Annotated in this window: 18 protein-coding genes and 1 pseudogene; 3 read left to right on the forward strand and 16 right to left on the reverse strand. The window is 42.5% G+C overall.

Features of this window, described 5'->3' with window-relative positions:
* Positions 1 to 486: 486 nt before the first annotated feature.
* From V7K84_RS26865 to V7K84_RS26895, 7 genes and pseudogenes are all read right to left on the reverse strand, one after another.
* Positions 487 to 4132, reverse strand: a pseudogene (locus V7K84_RS26865) (ATP-binding protein).
* A 5-nt stretch (positions 4133 to 4137) separates the two neighbouring features.
* On the reverse strand, positions 4138 to 4377 hold the full coding sequence (locus V7K84_RS26870; protein ID WP_334842637.1) for a helix-turn-helix domain-containing protein: 240 nt from the start codon (positions 4375 to 4377) through the stop codon (positions 4138 to 4140).
* Positions 4378 to 4445: 68 nt separating this feature from the next.
* On the reverse strand, positions 4446 to 4589 hold the full coding sequence (locus tag V7K84_RS26875) for a hypothetical protein (RefSeq protein WP_334842639.1): 144 nt from the start codon (positions 4587 to 4589) through the stop codon (positions 4446 to 4448).
* 162 nt (positions 4590 to 4751) lie between these two features.
* On the reverse strand, positions 4752 to 5306 hold the full coding sequence (locus V7K84_RS26880) for a Uma2 family endonuclease (protein WP_334842641.1): 555 nt from the start codon (positions 5304 to 5306) through the stop codon (positions 4752 to 4754).
* Between the two features lie 317 nt (positions 5307 to 5623).
* On the reverse strand, positions 5624 to 6679 hold the full coding sequence (dusB, locus tag V7K84_RS26885) for a tRNA dihydrouridine synthase DusB (protein ID WP_334842643.1): 1056 nt from the start codon (positions 6677 to 6679) through the stop codon (positions 5624 to 5626).
* 208 nt (positions 6680 to 6887) lie between these two features.
* Positions 6888 to 7697 carry an Rpn family recombination-promoting nuclease/putative transposase gene (locus tag V7K84_RS26890; RefSeq protein ID WP_334842644.1) on the reverse strand — a complete coding sequence of 270 codons (810 nt, stop codon included), beginning with the start codon at positions 7695 to 7697 and terminating at the stop codon, positions 6888 to 6890.
* Positions 7698 to 7818: 121 nt separating this feature from the next.
* Positions 7819 to 8676, reverse strand: coding sequence for an acyl-CoA desaturase (locus V7K84_RS26895; protein WP_334842647.1), 858 nt, complete (start codon positions 8674 to 8676; stop codon positions 7819 to 7821).
* 173 nt (positions 8677 to 8849) lie between these two features.
* Here V7K84_RS26895 and V7K84_RS26900 point away from each other — a divergent pair, with 173 nt between their 5' ends.
* On the forward strand, positions 8850 to 10079 hold the full coding sequence (locus V7K84_RS26900; RefSeq protein WP_334842650.1) for a TetR family transcriptional regulator: 1230 nt from the start codon (positions 8850 to 8852) through the stop codon (positions 10077 to 10079).
* 93 nt (positions 10080 to 10172) lie between these two features.
* On the opposite strand, the gene V7K84_RS26905 is transcribed toward V7K84_RS26900, so the two are convergent.
* The 7 genes from V7K84_RS26905 to V7K84_RS26935 all read right to left on the reverse strand — a co-directional run bounded on the left by V7K84_RS26905 (position 10173) and on the right by V7K84_RS26935 (position 15100).
* Positions 10173 to 10592 carry a hypothetical protein gene (locus V7K84_RS26905; RefSeq protein ID WP_334842652.1) on the reverse strand — a complete coding sequence of 140 codons (420 nt, stop codon included), beginning with the start codon at positions 10590 to 10592 and terminating at the stop codon, positions 10173 to 10175.
* A 670-nt stretch (positions 10593 to 11262) separates the two neighbouring features.
* The gene (locus V7K84_RS26910) at positions 11263 to 11427 is read right to left on the reverse strand and encodes a hypothetical protein (protein ID WP_334842653.1); all 165 of its coding nucleotides are present in this window, start codon (positions 11425 to 11427) and stop codon (positions 11263 to 11265) included.
* Positions 11428 to 11493: 66 nt separating this feature from the next.
* A complete protein-coding gene (locus tag V7K84_RS26915) occupies positions 11494 to 12123 on the reverse strand; it encodes a toxin-antitoxin system YwqK family antitoxin (RefSeq protein WP_334842654.1) in 630 nt (209 codons plus the stop codon).
* Between the two features lie 270 nt (positions 12124 to 12393).
* Positions 12394 to 12567, reverse strand: coding sequence for a hypothetical protein (locus V7K84_RS26920; protein ID WP_334842656.1), 174 nt, complete (start codon positions 12565 to 12567; stop codon positions 12394 to 12396).
* A gap of 22 nt (positions 12568 to 12589) precedes the next feature.
* On the reverse strand, positions 12590 to 12769 hold the full coding sequence (locus V7K84_RS26925; RefSeq protein WP_100899738.1) for a DUF6887 family protein: 180 nt from the start codon (positions 12767 to 12769) through the stop codon (positions 12590 to 12592).
* On the reverse strand, positions 12766 to 12954 hold the full coding sequence (locus tag V7K84_RS26930) for a DUF6888 family protein (RefSeq protein ID WP_334842658.1): 189 nt from the start codon (positions 12952 to 12954) through the stop codon (positions 12766 to 12768). Before V7K84_RS26930 ends, V7K84_RS26925 begins: the two co-directional genes overlap by 4 nt.
* A gap of 256 nt (positions 12955 to 13210) precedes the next feature.
* On the reverse strand, positions 13211 to 15100 hold the full coding sequence (locus V7K84_RS26935) for a DUF1565 domain-containing protein (RefSeq protein ID WP_334842660.1): 1890 nt from the start codon (positions 15098 to 15100) through the stop codon (positions 13211 to 13213).
* A 683-nt stretch (positions 15101 to 15783) separates the two neighbouring features.
* On the opposite strand from V7K84_RS26935, the gene V7K84_RS26940 reads away from it, so the two are divergent.
* Positions 15784 to 16899 carry a thiamine phosphate synthase gene (locus V7K84_RS26940; protein ID WP_334842661.1) on the forward strand — a complete coding sequence of 372 codons (1116 nt, stop codon included), beginning with the start codon at positions 15784 to 15786 and terminating at the stop codon, positions 16897 to 16899.
* 88 nt (positions 16900 to 16987) lie between these two features.
* Positions 16988 to 17200, forward strand: coding sequence for a sulfur carrier protein ThiS (gene thiS, locus V7K84_RS26945; RefSeq protein ID WP_334842663.1), 213 nt, complete (start codon positions 16988 to 16990; stop codon positions 17198 to 17200).
* Here the strand turns inward: thiS and blaOXA are convergent.
* Both blaOXA and V7K84_RS26955 read right to left on the reverse strand, forming a co-directional pair.
* Positions 17197 to 18048 carry a class D beta-lactamase gene (gene blaOXA / locus V7K84_RS26950; protein ID WP_334842837.1) on the reverse strand — a complete coding sequence of 284 codons (852 nt, stop codon included), beginning with the start codon at positions 18046 to 18048 and terminating at the stop codon, positions 17197 to 17199. The two genes, thiS and blaOXA, sit on opposite strands and share 4 nt — an antisense overlap.
* Before the next feature lie 218 nt (positions 18049 to 18266).
* Positions 18267 to 19499 (reverse strand): glycosyltransferase family 4 protein, encoded by a 1233-nt coding sequence (locus V7K84_RS26955; RefSeq protein ID WP_334842664.1) that lies wholly within the window; start codon positions 19497 to 19499, stop codon positions 18267 to 18269.
* Positions 19500 to 19684 lie beyond the last annotated feature (185 nt).

Below are 19684 nucleotides of genomic sequence, written 5' to 3' on the forward strand. Positions count from 1 at the left end.
CTCTCGAAATACATTCCCAGCCTACAGGCTGGGAACGAGGTGAAACAAGACTTTCGGCTTATCTTAGTGCCATTCGATCGTAATACAAACTACTCTCAGGTAATTACCTGCTTTGACATCCTCACCGCACTTTTAGGGTGGTGATTCCTAAGACTCACAACTTAAGTTTCTGTTTCCTTATTTCTATGCAATAGCCAAAGCAACATCCAAAGGATACGAAGACAGATCCCGCTTGCTTCTTTGTTCGCAATAGCGTCCCGTAGGGAAACCCTTATTTCTCACAAGCTTCAGGCGTTTGATGGAGCAGAGGGGCGGAGGGGCGGAGGGGCGGAGGGGCGGAGGGGCAGAGGGGCAGAGGGGAAAGAACTTGGTATTTGAACTCTCCCCTGCTCCTCTGCTCCCCTGCACTTGTGCAGGGGAGCAGAGGTGTGGTGAGAAATTCGGGGGAAGGAGTACGGCGATCGCAGATGTGGTAATTGTCAAGTACTATGTACAAGAAATTAAAGCTACAATAGTTTGCACAAGTACCTCTGGGTCGATTGGTTTAGAAATATGCCGTTGAAATCCAGCTTCTACTGCCTGCTTAGAGTTAATCTCTCCAGCATAAGCAGTGAGTGCAAGCGCTGGAATTGGCTTATTGAGTGACATCGCCCGAATTTTACGTATTAGCATATAACCATCCATTTCTGGCATTCCAATATCACTGACCAGCACATCAGGTTTGAACTCGACTAAAACTGACAATGCTGCGATCGCCGATGCTACAGAGGTAACAATTGGCCCTGCCTGCTCAAAAACAAAGACAACTAACTCGCGGGTGTCGAATTCATCGTCAACGACAAGTATTTTCACATTCAGCAACGGCAAAGTAAAAGACGACGTTAGACCATCGGAAATTGGTTGATTGCTTATTTGGTAATCATTATGCTTGGGCAAAGGCAACTTCACGGTGAAAGTTGCTCCTTGTTCAATACCTAAACTCTCAGCTTGAATACTGCCTCCGTGCAGTTCGACAATTTGCCGTGCGATCGCTAATCCCAATCCCAATCCGCCAAATTTACGGGTCGTTGCCCCATCCTCTTGCCGGAAATGTTCAAAGATGTAGGGGATAAAGTCAGGATTAATACCTTTTCCAGTGTCGCTAACACTAATTTGGGCATCAGTTCCAGCTATTGTTAGAGCAACTGTAATCTCACCATCATTAGGCGTAAACTTGACTGCATTCGATAACAGATTCCACACTACCTGCTGCAACCGCGCTGCATCTCCGTTAATTCTCACAGGCGTGGATGAAATTGTTGTTTGAATTCGCACTGACTTGGCAACTGCTGCTAATTGAACAGTTTCTAAGGCGGCTTTTATGACTGCACCCAGATCGACGGGCATCACATTCAAACTCAGTTTGCCCTGTAAAATGCGAGAAATATCCAGCAAATCTTCAATTAATTGCACCTGGAGTTTAGCGTTACGCTCAATGCTTTGTACTGCATAAGCAATTTTGCTCTGGTCTAAGGAGCCTTTGCGAAGCAAACTCGTCCAACCCAAAATCGGGTTAAGGGGCGATCGCAATTCATGGGATAGTACTGCCAGGAACTCATCTTTAATTCGATCAATAGGTTCCATCAGCCTGTCTCAAGCGATGTTCAACCTCGTATTCGGCGATCGTCTCAACTGCTTGAGTCCACACGGAGATAGTGTGTTCTCGATCCTCTGGATGGATCAGGTCTTGCCAGCCGAACCCGTGGATTTGCAAAAGGCTCAATCCGGTGTAGTCAACCAACCGGGGGCTACAATAATCCACCTGCCCGATGGCATCAGCCGTCCAAACAATTTGGGGAATGGATTCAGCCAGGAAGCGAAAGCGCTGCTGACTAGCAGCAAGGCGGACTCGTCCCAATTCTAGATTGGCGGCAACCCGCGCTAGCAATTCGCGTCGGCTGAATGGCTTCACCAAGTAATCATCTGCTCCAGCTTCTAATCCTTCGACTGCCGATTCTTCTCCAGCACGGGCAGACAACAGCAATATTGGAATTTCACGTGTTCTAGAATCACCTCTTAACTGCCGTAACAACTCAAAGCCATCCATTCTTGGCATCATCACATCGCTGAGGATCAGATCCGGCGGGGTATTGGATGCAACAGCTAGAGCAGTTTCACCGTCAATAGCCATGTCCACTGTGTAGTACTCCCCCAGAATCCGTTGTAAATAATCGCGCATATCTGCGTTATCATCCACCACGAGAATTCGGGCAGAAGAGGCAGAGGGGCTATCTGAGGCAGAAGAGAAATCTTGCTCAACAGCTTCTTTCGGGAGCCACCCTAAAGCTTCTTCAACATAAGATGTTGCACCAACGACGCTATAAACACTGCTTTGGTTAGTCTTGAGGCGATCTTGCGGTAAGTGAGCCGTTCCAGTTGACAATTGCACAGTAAAGGTACTTCCTTGACCTATCGTGCTGTCAACCGTAATCGTCCCACCATGTAGATGGACTAATTCTTGGACTAGCGACAGCCCAATACCCGTTCCCTCAAAGGTGCGTCCTTTGGCACCTTCAACTCGATGAAACCGCTCAAATAACCGGGGAACCTCTTGTGCTGGAATACCAGTACCCGTGTCACACACCACCAATGAAACTATATTGCCAAGCAAGTGCAAAGAAACTATAATTTTTCCTTCAAAGGTGAACTTTAATGCATTCGAGAGCAAATTTAATAAAATCTTCTCCCACATTTGCAGATCCACGTAAACGAGTTCTGCTACATGAGGGCAATCTACAATTAATTCTAATCCCGCAGACTCAGCAGCAGATTGGAAAATGCTTGCTAGTTCTGCGGTGTGTTTAGCTAAATCAGTTGGCTCATAGATGGCTTGAGTGCGTCCGGCTTCAATGCGCGAGAAATCTAACAGAGTATTCACCAGCTTCAGCAGTCGTATTCCATTGCGCTGCACCATCTCTAATTGCACTTTTGCTTTAGCTGGAATAATTCCATCTAATTCGGTTAACGTTTCTTTGAGCGGCGACAGCATCAGCGTTAGAGGAGTGCGAAATTCATGGCTGACATTATTGAAGAAGGTCGTTTTAGCTCGATCCAGTTCTGCTAGTGCCTCAAGGCGTTTGCGTTCTTCTTCATAAGCATGGGCATTGGCGATCGCACTTGTCACATTACCTACTATCAAATCAAAGAACTTTCGATACTCCTGCCCGAAAGCGCGGTGTGGATTGATACCTAATATCAGCAATCCAACTATTTGTTGTTGTCCAGATGGGATCAGCGGCACAACCCAAGCTTCCGAGGGAGGTTTATCCCAAGCTCCTTTGGGCAAAGCCCCAAACCGAGTTGTCAAATCATCAATGATTGCTGCTTCTCTGGTCTGATAAACTTGGTTGAGTTTCCACGCATCACTCTGCTGAGTTAAGTTCACCCTCGATGGTATTGCTTCTATTTGCTCGATTGCAGTAGTAGTTCCAACCAGCTTTGCATTACTGCCGTCTGCCTCCACCTGATACAGCATGGCAAATGGAATATCATAAAAATTTGTTGCTAGAGATTGAATTGCACTCAAGCAAGCTGCTTCTACAGTTTTTGCTTGAGCCGTTTCGCTCGCAAGTAAGCTCAGAGTTTGTAAGCGGCGATCGCCCAGCACCCGTCCTGTTGTTTCACTGACAATGCAAAATACTCCCCCCACGCTCCCGCTCTCGTCTCGCACGGGGTCGTAGGAGATATCGAAGTAAGTTTCCTCTATGTAACCATCTCGATTCAAAAAAAATAAATAATCTTGCGCCCAGAATGCAACTCCTGTTGCAATAACTCCATTAACCAAAGGTTCTAAAACATTCCAGACTTCGCTCCATACTTCCTTAGCTGGGCGACCTAATGCCCAAGGATGCTTTGAGGCTAGAGCTGGGCTATAGGCATCATTATAAATCGTGATTAATTCCGTTCCCCAGAACAGACAAATCTGGGCTTTAGAAGGCAGCAAAATGCTAATCGCGCTCCGTAAGCTCTGAGGCCAATTAGCTACATCACCTAAAGAAGTCTTTGACCAATCGAGCGATCGCATCAGGTTTCCAACCTCGCCACCCTCAATAAAAATACTTCTGCCAGTCATGCCTTCTCTGTTAGATGACATCCCTGCTACCCCTGATTTTTAAAGTATTTGGCCAACAGTTCCTCACCCTCTTCTCCCATATTATGCAGCAGTGTTTCAATCTGCTTGAGTGCTAAAGGAATTGGTCGGGTTCGTCCATTTTCCCAACGATTGACGCTCCCAAATGACACACCAAGTTTCTCTGCAAATTTTACTTGGGATAGTTGCAGTAGCTGTCGAGTTTCCCGAATTAATGCTGCAACTTCTACAGGCTTTACAGCCGCCATTTAGTTTTGCCTTCTTTGCTTAAGCTATTTGAATATAACAGGTGTGATAAACAGCAGAATATCTGCCATTAGGCATAAGCTCTACTTATCGACACCCCCCGCTCTCTCATAGACCAGGCATTCAGCATCGCCGATGGAAATCTCGTCACCGGACAGAATCCTGCTTCTGCCAAAGGTGTCGCAGAGAAGACGATCGCGCTCGGTCGCTGCATAACAATTGCGGTGCAACGGATTGAAGGAAGCCGCTGGTGCTGATTTTTTAGCGATCGCAAAAGTTTTCGGTCTACTGAAACTACTAACGATTGCTATTAACTAAATTCGATAAAATCTCTATTAACCCAAGTTGCAGGTTATTAGTTAGATGGATCGCCTTTTCAACCCAACAATTCGTCTATGGCTATACTAAAACCGAGTAATACTTTTTGAGTACTAACCACATCACCAGCTTTAAACCCCAAAACCTGATTATCAGTCATTACAAAAACTAACCGACTTTCAGGAAACACTAGCCAAACTTCCTCGCAACCGGACTGTAAATACTCCTGCGCTTTGAGAAATAATTCTTCAGCTAAATCGGTGGGTGAAACTATCTCAGCAATCAAGGGAAAACTCTGTGGCAAAGTGGGAAGATCGCCAAATTCAGTTACCAACTCAGGCGTTAGATAAGCTACATCAGGACGACGACCCTGTTTATATGTACGACAAGGTACTTCAGTGTAAACTTTCCCACCTTGTTGATTGGAATTGATGTAACTTCTCCAGTAAAAGTAGATGTTGCCTTGAATTTCACTATGTTTTAATGTCATCCCTGTTTTTTCTACTAGTTGCTCGTCTACCCACTCCATCCCCTCTGGAGGATTTGCCATAAAGTCTTCTAATGAGAGGATTTCGGGGACGGTGACAACATCATTGTGTTTGGAAACTAACATTGTGAGCCTCCATTTTGGCTAGTAAAACATTCAAAATTCAAAAGAGTTACATAAGGAGATTTAAACCCTAAGAGGATGTTTGAAAAGTCTTGTTGTTGGTAGCAAAAAGTTTTAGATCCCCCTAAATCCCCCTTTTTAAGGGGGACTTTAAGAAGTTTTCCCCCCTTTCTAAGGGGGGCTAGGGGGGATCAATAAGTGCCTAAAATCACACCTAAGCACTTTTAAAACAACCTCTAATTGAAATAGTGGGATTTAAGCGATCGCGTCACTTTTAGCAACTAACAATATCACTCCAAGTTCATGGTAAAATCAACTTTTTAAAGCATTACCAAACTACCTTCTGCTTCTTCTTCAAGTTCATAACCATTAGCCAATTTTTCAATTGCTTGGTCAATCATTGCCAAACCTTGATCTACCCTTTCAACTAAACTTAGCTGTCCTCGGAGTTCGGCAGCACCAACGAAACCTTTAGCATACCAAGTCATGTGCTTACGGGCTTGACGTACACCGCGATCGCCTTTATATTCCCATAAGGCTTGTAAATGATCTCTTGCACATTCCAAACGCTGAATCGGGGTAGGTGACGGTAATATCTCCCCAGTTTTCAGGAAATGATCGATTTCTCCTACCAAAAACGGATAACCCAAAGTCCCACGGGAACACATCACACCATCTGCGCCAGTTTGTTCTAAACATCTCACAGCCGCTTCAACGGAAAAAATATCTCCATTTCCAATAACTGGGATAGAAAGCACTTCTTTCACACGCGCAATCCATTCCCAACGGGCATTGCCATTGTACCCTTGGGCGCGGGTGCGTCCATGCACTGTAATCATTTTCGCCCCGGCATCTTCCATCCGCTTGGCAAAGTCGAGAATAGTAATTTCGTTATCATTCCAGCCAATACGGGTTTTTACTGTCACAGGTACATCAACAGCTTTTACCACTTCCCGCACAATTGCTTCTGCTACTTCTGGTTGTCTCAACAACGAAGAACCGCCACCATTTTTAGTAATTTTATTAACCGGACAACCCATATTAATATCAACAGTATCAGCACCTTCGGCAACTGCCTTTATTGCTGCTTCTGCGAGGAAATCTGGACGGCAATCAAATAGTTGAACGCTAATTGGGCGTTCATTTGGATCTACCTCCATGATTTTGGGTAACTGCTTGACATAATGCAACCCCGTAGCATTCACCATTTCGGTATACATCATCGAATCTGGGGCATAGCGACGCACGAGACGGCGAAACACCATATCTGTCACTCCAGATAGAGGCGACTGGAGAACCCGACTTTTTACCTCAAAGGAGCCAATCTTTAAGGGTTGGGAGAGTCTAGCTTGGAGAATTGGAGAGAGCGAAATCATAGAAAAAATTAAAAATTATGGAAATGGGAAATAGTAAGAATATGTAGATAAATCCGCGATAAAGGATACACCGACTTTAAAATTAGTGAGGTAGACAAACTAAGTCTCAAAGCCAAGTATAAAGCCTGTTTGACTTCTGTTAGCACAGCGGAGCGTAGCCCATTCTGACTCCCGACTCCTGACTTCTGAATTCTGCTGTAATTGTAGGTTACGTATCCTGACTTGGAGGCTGTTTTTGAATTTCTTGCTGAATCTCTTCTAAGCTCAAACCTAACTCTTTCGCAGTTTCTTCAAAACTCAATCCCAATCTCAACAACAAAGGTATCATTCTAAACTTTTCTTCACGCGCTCCTTCTTGTTTGCCTTCTTGCTTGCCTTCTTGATAAACTCGTGTTTGTTTCAAATCACTTAACCCAAACATACCTTCAATCTCCTGTCGACTCATCGTCGGAAACTTATAAACTAATATTGTCTCTATCAATTCTAGTAACTGCCGCCGTTGTGGTTCGATGTTGATTTCTTGCTGGGTTCTGTCTATTAACTGTCTAGCAGCTAGAATTGCTGTCTCCTCTTCATCGACGACTAATTTCATCGTAGCAATTCCAACTGGCAATGATGCAGTTTCACCTAATTCATTAAGATAAATCCGACTGATACGCCCGCTTGTGAAAAATTCACTGTAATTCTTGATATCTGCTGTATCTAAACTGCGATTGGGATAGATAACTACTCCTCGCCAAGAATTTTTCGGTTTATTTTGGCGTAAGTATAAAGAAATTTCTGAAAACAAGCGTGAATAAATTTCGGTGTCGGTTTGAAACTGGACTTCAACAAAATAAATCGGATTTTCTTCTCCTTGTGTTGGGAGAAAAACACCATCTATACGGAATGCAGTTTGCTTGATTTCAATTGAGGAGAATTGATAAGTCTCTGCCGTTTGGGGTGGATTGCCAATTAATTCAAAAAAGATCCCAGGAAGTTCTTGAAAAAGACGATAAAAAATGCTGTCAGTTTTCACACTTAATGTATTGCGGTGATTTAATCCGTTAGATTTTACCGTGAAATACTACTGATAAAAATTAGTAAGCCGACTGCAAGAAGCAATCGGCATAACAAATTCACGATAATTTAGTTGCAATTTAGCCGTGAGTTGCACCTTGAGGAGGACGCGAGACAACTTTTTTAGCTAAACCCAAAGTCTGCAACACTAAGATACTCCACCAAGTAACATCAATTTCCCACCAAGACAACCCAGATTTTGCCATGTGAGGATAAGTATGATGGTTGTTGTGCCAGCCTTCTCCATAAGTGACGAGAGATACCCACCAAAGATTACGAGCGCCATCATTAGCATCAAAGGTGCGATAACCCCACAGGTGTGATGCTGAGTTTACAAACCAGGTTGAGTGCCAAAGCAAGACACATCTGAGAAACACTCCGTAGAATACAAAAGACCATCCTCCTAGAGCATAAAGCAGCAGCCCGAAGGGTATTTGCAACAGCAAGAAGTAACGATCTAGCCAACAATAAAAGGGTTGTTTGGCTAAGTCAGGGGCATATTTTTTATAAGTGTCATAGTCAAAAAATTCTGGACGTGGGTAGAAAATCCACAATATATGGCTCCACCAAAATCCTCTTTGGGCAGAATAGGGGTCTAAATTGATATCTTCTGTGTGGGCGTGATGCTGGCGGTGTCCACCTACCCAAAAAATTGGCCCCCCTTGCAAAGCCAACGCTCCAATGAGGGCGATCGCATACTCTAACCACTTAGGAACCTGAAAACTTTTATGACTCAATAGTCGGTGATATCCCAGGCAAATACCAATACTCCCGAACAACCAGTGGAGAAACACTAGCAAACCTAATGCTGGCCAGGAGAAAAACCAAGGAGCCAGAAGTGCTAAAGCATGAAATGTAGTAAAAAATACCACATTTGTCCAACTGAGTTGAGGTGAGTTGCCTCTCTCAGGAGCGATCGCCCCAAAATTTGCGGTCATAAAAATTCCTGTTGATGGATGATGCAGTGATTTACTTTTTATTGGGCATAATCCCACTAAGGATTTATCCACCCTCTCACTAGTTAGTTACAGTAGAGTAAAGCAAGTATCACTTACATTTGTTATGCTAGCAGAACTCTGATACCCCCTGCAAGTGCCACTTGCATTTCTCTATGTCATCTCAACTGATTTCCACTCGTCAACGCCTGATTCAAGCTGCACTTGAGTTGTTTTCTGCTCAGGGAGTTAGCGCTACCACAACCCGCCAAATTGCTGAAAAAGCCGAAGTCAACGAAGTGACTCTATTTCGGAATTTTGGCAATAAGCATGGACTGCTTTTGGCTGTGCTGGAAGAGTCCGCAGCCTTTAAGGATTTAGGTGAGTCGCTGGTGCGACGGGCAACACCTCCCGGCAATGTTTACCAAGCTCTTAAAGATTATGCAAGTGACACTTTACATACATTAGAACGAGTGCCAGAGTTCGTTCGGTCTGTGGTAGGTGAAGCCGACCAATTCCCGGCAGAAAATCGCCGCGCACTAGGCAGGGGAGTAACAGAGGCAAACCGTTATGTAGCTCAGTATTTAGCTACTGTAATCCAGCAAGGACACCTAAATACCTACTTACCGGCAGAGAAATTAGCCAGTTTGCTAAATGGGATGATCTTGGGATATGCCGTAATTGAGTTCACCAGCGAATTTCACGAACTTTGGGAGGATCGGGACGACTTTCTGGAAAATTTGGTGGAGTTGTTTTTACATGGAGCCATGTCATCTTCAGCAGAATTAGCAATCAACTCCTTACAAGGAGGGTTCACTACCACAGAAGTAGCTGATTTACCAGCTAGTTTAGTTCACGAAATTCTGCAACAAGCCAGGAAGTTTGGAGTACGAGATTATGCCTTGGCTTACGTATTATTTGGGGCTGGGTTATCCGCTACAGAAATAACTAGCTTGGAGCGATCGCACCAAATCTACGATCCTCAAGGGCACTTCCTACAAATCACAATCCCCGGATTTGTCCGTCAAGTGCCAGTAAATCAGTGGATTTTGGGCAAACGCTACGGTTCTTTTACTAATAATCCCTTAATCAAATGGCTGAAAAGTCGTAAAGATGCTCAAACAGCCATGTTTTTGAATGATATAGGTACACCCATCTCAGAATCAGAACTTGAGACACGTTGGCAAGTATGGAGTGAAGGACTATTAACTCCCCAAGGACAAACGCCAGCGATCGCCCAAGCACAACAAACCTGGCGCGTAGAAATGTTAATGCGGGGGATTACCTTGGAAAACCTGAGTATTTTTACAGCTTGCGATCGCGCCCAATTACAACCCTATGTCCGTCGAGCCAAAGAAAAATCCGCCCTAGAGCAAGCTACCCGTTTGGATCATAAACCAGGATAAAGAGTATCAGGTGGCGTTCTTCGACGCAGAGCCAGCGATCAAATAATTAGTAATTCGTAATTAAGAATTCATTAGCATGATGCAGTTAAACGATTAAGGTAAAACAACAGAGGTTCCTTTACCATTGTTTGCACCATTCAAAGTTGTAGCTGTACTCTCAGATGGGGATTGGGTGTTGCTCGAACGGCGTGATAATTTCTTGCGTGGCTTGCCTCCCGCCTGCATATATTGCAAACTGTCTTTGCCATAATGGGTTGCCACACTCATTAACATCTTTTCAGAGTAGCCGCGCAATTCTTCTTCAATTAGAGAGAGACGACCTGCCATTTCATCTAGGGTAGAGAGTAAAGTGTTGTAGGTAGATAGCTGGGTTTGCAAGGTTTGGATGCGCCTGTCGTAGTCTGTCAAATTTAATCCGTTGCCAAATTCTAGCGTCGGGCTAATCGATCGCATTCCTGCAATTCGACGGAGAGCGTTTTCGAGAGTCAGTGAACTGCGTTTTAGTCGTGCCATGAGATGCGCTCCTGAAGGAAGTTATAGGATTACTGCATGTACTCTAGCCAATGCAACAATAAACTTCTCTGAGAGATAATTCGGAAAAATTAAAGCAAATTAAGATCGACTTAATTATTTTTAGTTGATTGTACTGAGGTTTTTATTAAGCTTGCCAAAAAAATAACATTAAATAAGGAACAGATACCTCAAAGTCGTTTTGAGGTACTTTAAAGTCGTTTTGAGGTACTTCAAAGTCGTTTTGAGGTACTCCAAAGTCGTTTTGAGGTACTTCAAAGTCGTTTTGAGGTACTCCAAAGTCGTTTTGAGGTACTCCAAAGTCGTTTTGAGGTACTCCAAAGTCGTTTTGAGGTACTCCAAAGTCGTTTTGAGGTATTAGATGATGAGTTTTCTTGCCTTAACCCGATTTACGGCGAAGGCGATCGCGCAGAAAAGTATCATAAATATAATTCAACTATTTAATCCAGTCATAACTCAAATCCCAACTTAGGATCATAAGTTGGGAAAATACTCAAGGTTAGTGACGCTGCTCACAACCACGAGAAAATAATACTTTTCGCCCCCCATTACACGTAATGACTCAAAGGTGTAATGCTACATAACTCATGAGTCGAGACTTAAGCTATAGTTTTTTACTTCAATTTGGCACGGTGATGCCGTATAAAGTGCGTCAATTCTGCGGTTCTTCAACTCGGCGCACTAATCCTATCAGTGATTGATTATTGATATAAATTTCAGCCACGCAAAGTCCTTTATCACTGATTGAGGTAACAATGCAAGAAATTTGCACCACATTGGCAGCGATCGCAGTTTTGATGTCGGAATTGTGGGGCAACTAGAGATGGCGTACCCAGCCCTCATTCTAATTGATGGTAGCCAACTTTGCTCTATTCTCAAGGATTTAAATAGCTGGGAATTCTCGATAATTACAATTATCTAATTCTTGAAATTTGGGTAAGGATTTATCGCTAATGCAAGCTTTTAAATACTTGACTTTAATCAGTTTTTCCCCATTTACATAATATTGAGGAAATCCCCTACGGAGAGAACCTTTTTGATTCCATTCTCGATAAATTCCGTGTTCTATACCATTTTGAAAATGCTGTTCTCGATAAATAGTTTTATTATCATCATTCCACCATCGTTCATAACCGTGACGTTCTCCATCTTTTAAATATCTTTCTTCGGAAATAACACCTTTTGCTGAGTACCACAAATCAACACCAGTACCATGATACAGTTCGTAACTACCGATGAAATTACCATCATAATCATATTGTTTGTTAATTCCATGTTCTTTTCCATCAACATAAAAGCTTTCCTCGCACAAATTTCCATTATCATGCCAAGTGCGAAATAAACCGTGCATTTTTTCGTTTTTTATCTCATATTCCATACATATTTTATTCTCATGCCAAGCACGATAAGCAATTTTTTCACCGTTGACAGAATAATATGCTGATTTTACGATGTCATTTTCAGAGTATTTGTTGATTTCCTCAATCGCATTTTTAGGAATTATTTGATGCATATTTTTGCTAACCTTAACAGTGATGGCATTATCTAAACTCCATAGATGATGTTTTTTGTCAATGCGTAAGTCATGTACATGATTTTTCGGCTTGATTCCGCAAAATAAAGCAAGATTTTAGATTACACGTTAGGGCTATAAGGTGGAACACATCCCTAGAACGGTTTACATTTCGTAGGTTCGCGCAGCGAGCTTGTCGAAAATAACCCACCATCATAGATTAATGGATTAATGTGGGTAAGGGGCAAGTCTAATAGGGCAATCACTTTCTTAGTAATTGGTAAAACGGAAAAACTCAGCCTGCTGTATCCAGACACAAGTCGCCAAATCAGCGCAGATATAAGGGTGTGCGATCGCGGGAATATCGGCGTTGCTGAATAAAAGCAAGTCCCAAAATTCACATTGAGTCAAGCTGCTAAATTGAAAAAACCCCGTTACTGACATTCCAGTAACGGGTTCTATGTTGTTAACTAGCTTGATTAATACGCCGTTTTAACTCAGCCTCTAATTGTTCTGGAGTGCTTACCACTACTCCCGGTTTCGCTCTCATGATGCTGAGGTAATGCTGAAATGCCTCCTCATCCTGGGGGTTTGATATCACATATTGTCTTAATTCTTGCTCATTAAGAGTTAAATAGTCTGTCATCGGATAATGTTCTCCCCATTACTAAGAATTTCTACTTGGATGGTTTCGCCTATCAAAATCACAATTCGGCTTGTCCTCTGATCAAATCTAACCAATGCTATATCTCTAAACAAATTACTAGCCCGAACGCAAAAGTCAAAGAATGCTTTAAGTTGTTCGATGGTCGGTTCCGTAGCTTTTACCATTGAATAAAATTAAATCGGTTCATTCGTGACAAGTTAGGATAACATTGCTTTTATCAATTATAAATTCCGCTGAAAAGTCAAGAGAGAATAAAGTATCAAATTAAGCTTAGTACTTAGCTTAAGCAGAAAAGTAAATTATGATGACTAAAAGAGCGATGCCTCCCCACAGTAGAAAAGCGCTCGCTCTCTCAAGTGGAGCAATATTCCTTTTGAGATGCTTTTCTCGCTAATTCCATATCTTTTGCCCAATGCCCAATTAATTCAAAGGCTCCATAATGACTCTTAAACCTTTACTAGAGAGTGTTTTGAGCATTTCTTTGGCATTATATTCACTACTAAATACTCCTGCTTGCATAACTCTTTGACCTTGCCAAACTGTAGGAAACGCACCAGGAGCAAGGAATTTTACTAAATCTCGATCCTTATCACTTGCAAGTGGCACTACTAGGCGATAACGTACACCAAATTGTGTTGCAGAGTTACCACCATAGGGAATATTTGCAGAACTTGTTTGCAGATTGCGAGTATTAACAATGGGGATATTGCGATCGGGAAGTGGTAAAAGTTCTGAAGCACCTGGGGCAGCAGTTTCTAGTATTGGTAATGGCTGCTGTGTTTGATTCCTCATACTTGAAACTGGTGGCTGTGCAACTGAATTGGATGGGGATTTAGGGGCAGTAAACTCAATGGTATTAGGATCGATCCGCACGTAATTTAACTGTGGTGTATCAGGTGGCTGTGCATTAATTGGTATTTGTCTACCTGACAAGCTGCTAGGAGTAGGAAATCCGGCGACTCTAGAAGTAGGTGGTTGTTTGGATATAGGCGGGGAAGGCGGTACATTATTGGCAGGCATTAATGGCAGCCGTTGACTATTTAATTGTGTAGAAACAGGATTATTTACTGAAATGCTGTTGCTGGTTTGCCCGTTAGTAGTTTCAGAGACTTCGGGAGATGAGAAGGTGATTTCCCCAGTTGATGGTATTTCTTGTAACGCATTGTTGGTGACAGGGGCGGGTTGAGAATTTTGGGTTGCTAGTGCTGTTGTACCGTTAATATCTACCTTGCCAGTGATGCGATCGCTCACAAGGTTGTTACCAGCAGCAGAAATCACTTGTTTAGCAGCACTAGCGTTAATGTCGTGGCGGGCATTATTTTGAAATGTATTACTTCCAGGTTCGGATGCACTACCCAAATCTGGCATTGCTTGAGCGATCGCAACTAAACCATCTTCTTTATTATCTTGAATAATATTATTCCGCAAAATCGGGCGGGCATTTGCTTGTACGATAATTCCCGATCTATTGTTCTGAATTTGATTACCTATGACTATAGGAGCAGCATTTTGGGCAATATTAATCCCAAAACCCGTTTGGTGAAAGACATTCTCTTTCACTTGCGGACTAGAGTTACCAGCAATTGTGATGCCATTGGCTCCATTGCGATCGAAGTAATTCTTACTAATGGTGGGTGCGGCATTACCACAGACTGAAATCCCATCTTGAGTACTGCCAGTAAAAGTATTTTCCGCGACTACCGGATTGCTAGATTCAATCCATAAACCGTAACCACGGCGATTAGGGTTTGTCACCGTTACCCCAGTCAGCAAAGCTTGATTTGCTCCAACAATTGTGACATTTTGACCGGCAAAGCTCCGACTCAGGTAATCACCGCCTCCCTGAATGATAATGTCTTTACCTTGATTGCTGGGGTTGCCTTGAATTGAAATACCCGGTTTCAGTATTAAGGGAAATTCCTCCCCTGTCTCGGCGCTATAAGTGCCGGAGGAAAGCATAATTACAGTATTAGCGTTAGCTAATCGCAAGCCTTGGGTAATCGTTTTTACAGGAGCGGATTCGCTGCCATTGCCTGCCTTGTCATCTCCAACACCAGGGTTGACAAATAGCACATTAGCCTGAGAAGGTGTTTTCTGATTTAGAGGCGCTGAATCTGGTGTCGATGGAATTTGAGCGCTTGCACTATCCAGGCTGATACCCAGAAACGCTATACTTGCTGCCCCCATACCTACAGTAAAAGATAATACTGAAAAACTAAAAAATAAAAGCCTTGCTGATTTCAGAAACTTCAGCTTTGCAAACAGAACATCTACTCTACGGTACTCAGTAAACACACGAGGGAGAATCATATTTAACACGACTCCTTATAAGTAATCATAAATTCTTATACTCTCTAGAGAGTATTATGTCGATAATATTACTCATATATTGACCGATTGGCGATATTTAATACATAGTAATAAATGATATTAGACATCTCCAGAAATTAATTGTGCGTTGCCCAAAATAATTTGTAGGTACAATTCATAAATTGTGCCTACGTCATTTTCACTCTCATATCTAAATAGATATAAGAATGAAATTAAATATGCGTTATCCAAAACCCTTGTACCTGGATTTCTCACTTGTGAGAAATCCAAGGGGTGGGGAGGTGTGGGAGGTGTGGGAGGATGGGTAAGAAGTCTTACCCTCCACACTCCCCACACTCCCCACACTCCCCACACTCCTCTTCCCCTGAAGCCTACACTATGCGTGAGAAATCCGGGTTGTAGAGACTAGCAGTATTACGTTTCTACAAAGGTTTTGGATAATATATCTATTGTGGATTTTCTGGTGTATTCCCTTTTAGCAGTCCTTTGCAACCTTGTTGTTTACCATAAAATACTTGACTAAGCTCAGTGCGAAACTGTAGCCTCAAACTACCCTTATCACTGTCTATAGGAACATGGGATAATTTACCGTAACCCTCACTACTACGTTGTTTTGCGTAGATTCCGCAAAAATTAGTAAAAAAAAGCGAATTAATTAACTTATGGTTACTAGGACTTATGATAATTCACACTTCGATGAAAGCACTAATGGGGTTGTTGTGATGGTCGAGCCATACAGCCAAAAAGAGCAAACACAGCAAGTTGTTTACCGCATTTTAGATGCCAATTTAGACCGCGCTCGTGAGGGCTTGCGAATTATCGAGGAATGGTGCCGATTTGGGTTGAATAATGCCCAGTTGTCTCTTGAATGCAAACGGCTGCGACAAGAGGTAGCCAAGTGGCATACTTCAGAATTACGGGCGGCGCGAGATACACCAGGCGATCTTGGCACTGAGTTAACCCATCCTCAAGAAGAACAACGAGCTAGTATAAAATCGGTCTTGCAAGCTAACTTTTGCCGGATAGAAGAAGCATTACGGGTGTTGGAAGAATACAGCAAGCTTTACCAGCCAAATATGGCTAAAGCTTGTAAGCAGATGCGCTATCAGGTTTATACCCTAGAAAGTAGTTTAATGGGTCATCAGCGCCATCAATTGTTGTGGCGATCGCATTTGTATCTGGTTACTTCCCCACATGAAAATTTGTTGAATAACGTAGAAGCTGCACTCAAAGGTGGATTAACACTTTTACAATACCGCGACAAAACCACCGATGATTCTTTGCGTCTGGAACAAGCCAGAAAACTTCGGCAGTTATGCCACATCTACGGTGCTTTGTTTATCGTTAACGATCGCGTCGATCTCGCTTTAGCTGTCGATGCCGATGGAGTGCATCTGGGACAACAAGATATGCCTATTGCTGTTGCTCGGCAATTACTCGGTTCCCAGCGTTTGATTGGTCTTTCTACCACAAATAAAGAAGAAATGCAAGGAGCAATTGCTGAAGGTGTTGATTACATTGGTGTGGGGCCAGTTTATGAAACTCCGACGAAAGTAGGTAAAGCTGCCACAGGTTTAGAATATGTCAGTTATGCAGCGAAAAATTGCTCAATTCCCTGGTTTGCTATTGGGGGAATAGATGCGAATAATATCAATGATGTCATTGATGCCGGAGCCAAACGTGTAGCAGTGGTGCGATCGCTCATGCAAGCCGAACAGCCTACCCTAGTAACGCAATATTTGCTCTCTCAACTAAATCGCATTAAACCAGAACTTTAAAGAGTCATTTGTCATTTGTCATTTGCTCAAAGTGAGTAACCAATACCCAATTTCCAATTCCCAATTCCCAATGCCCCAGATACATATTATGTCTAATGAGATTACGATTCAGGTAAATGGGGAAACCCATAGCTGTTCATTTCAAACTTCTTTACCCGACTTACTCCAACAGTTGGGTTTTAACCCCCGCTTGGTGGCTGTAGAATATAACGGTGAAATTTTACACCGCCAGTTTTGGCCGCAAACAAAAGTGCAACTAGGCGATCGCTTAGAAGTAGTAACTATTGTTGGTGGTGGTTAGTTGATTTGAGCCAGCAAGCCCAAATCCTTGAGGCTGCGTCGTGTAATCTCAATGCGGGCAGGTGCATCTTCCGATTTTTGCATATCAAGGGTTGTCGCGAAAAAGTAGACGTTTTTGTTTTGCTCTAAATAACCCACAAACCAACCAACATTTGGTTTAGTACTCGTTAACCATCCCGTTTTTCCTCGCAGTGTGTAGTCTGGAGTTTGTTCGCGTACCATAATATCTTTGACAAGATTTATTGTCCGTTGCGAGAAAGGCAAATCGCCTTGATATAACCGTTGCAAAAACTTAATTTGCTCTTTAGGTGTAATTTGCAATAACTGCGGTTGTAGCCAAAAACGATCGATGTCTGCGACAGTGCCAATCTGACGGTTTCCGTAGCCTACTTTATTAATAAATTGCTGCATCCGTTCATGTCCAGCCCTACGTGCCAATACTTGATAAAACCAAACAGTTGAATCCTTAAAGGCTTGACGCAAATTTGTATCATGATTCCAGGCATCAATGTCTCGGTGAATTCCATCCCAAGTGAGAACCGCCACATCATCAGGAACTACACCTGTTTCTAGTGCCACCAGCGCGTTAAAAATTTTGAAGGTTGAAGCTGGAGCGAGCGCAGTTGCATTACGTTGAGGATTGTGTTCATAGATGCGGTTGTTTTTTGAGTCGTAAATCAAGATAGAGCCTTCACGCCCAAATTCTTGAAAGTGTCGCCCGAAATTTGGCGCTTTAGCGGGACGTTCAGATGAAGTTGAAGCAGGTTGAGCCACAACATACATTGCCCCAAAGGTAATCACACTAACTACAGCAAGACATCCAATAACTGTAAACACGAAAGATTGCATTCGCTGCTTTGTGTAACGCCGAAGGAATTGCTCTATGTTAAACCAGATATTTTTCATTGCACATTTGATCGCATCACAAGCGAGATTTTACAATGAAATCTTGCTTTTTTGCGAAGCAATTTGTTAAAGGTTATGCAGAAATATGACTTATAGTAAAGTGCCCTTTTTGGTATTTTTTGAATTTTATGATTCAATCCGGTTTAGTTAATAAAATCATTTTACAAAATTGCATTTTTCCCCTCTGATTTATAAAGCGATCGATGGAGAGTTCTACGCTTGGCTAATTCTTTACCTTTACGACCGAGTTGCTCGCGTAGTTGCTGGTCTTTGCACAACCGATTGAAAGCTTGAAAAACTTCATAACCAGAATTGGGATTAACCAGTAGCCCATTTTCTTCATGCTGAACTGTATCTAGAACACCACCTAAACGAGGGGCAATTATCGGCTTGCCGAAGTAACTTGCTTCTAAATAAGCCATACCAAAACCTTCCATATTATTAGGTTTAGTATCCGATAAAGTTAGCATGGCAAATATGTCGCAAGCTGCATAATAACCTGCTAATTCTCGCTCTGGTACATATCCGGCAAAGTGGACGCGCTTATCAACTCGCAAACGATGTGCCAGAGATTTCAGTTCCGACTCACTTGGCCCTTGACCGCAAAGTATATAGTGAACATCGACCCCAAAAGTTAGCAATATTGGGATGTTATCAATTACTCGGTCGAAACCTTTATGTTTTACTAGTCTGCCGATGGAGAGAATAACTATTGCTGAATCTGGAATGTTGTATGCCTGACGCACGCGAACCCGTAAATCATCCAGGCTACTGGGACTGGCTACATTATTACCAAATTTTTCTGGTCTGATTACTGGGTTAATGACGTGGGTAGGAGTATCTAATCGGAAAGCAGTTCTGAGGTAGTCTCTTGTATAAGAACTGTTACAAACAATGCCTTCGGCGCGTTTGAGTGTTAATTTAAATAGCGATCGCAGCACGGGATTGTGTAAAGTACAAAGAAGATCGTTGCCGTGCAGATAGATAAAAAAGCGAATCGGTAACAAATAGCTCAATAGCAACAGTGAAGGAAAATCATAGCCGTGGCCCCACTCTATATAACGATAGTGATAGCGAAAATAGAGTTTAATTGCTAGGACAAATGAGCAGACGATATTGACCAAAGGCTTTAGGATATTTCCCACATAGCCGCTACGCCAGCATCTAGGATAATACCAGCGATACACAGGAAACTGTTGACCTTCATCAAATACTCGATCTCCTGAGCAACTAGCTGCCAGCACAATTACTCGTTCTGGATCTTGAAGACAGCGATTGTAGATATATTCCCCAATTACAGCTTCTTTCGGCATGAAAATCCGGGATATAACTAGGATATCTGGGTATGCAGCTTTGTCTCTGATTTCGGCTGTTAGTTGAGAAATATGTTCCATAATAAAGTTGATGACTATATTTCAAATAGTTTTTAATATTTACAATTAGGATTACTTTCAAAGCCATCATTATTATTTTATTTCTTTTAAAACAAATTTGGTAGACAAATTTGAAGCCTATTTTAAAAGATTAGCCAGGAAGATTGTTTTTTGATTGTGTTAATTTTATTTTTGTTGCAAATTTC

The sequence above is a fragment of the Nostoc sp. genome (assembly GCF_036917315.1).
Classification (GTDB): Bacteria; Cyanobacteriota; Cyanobacteriia; order Cyanobacteriales; family Nostocaceae; genus Nostoc.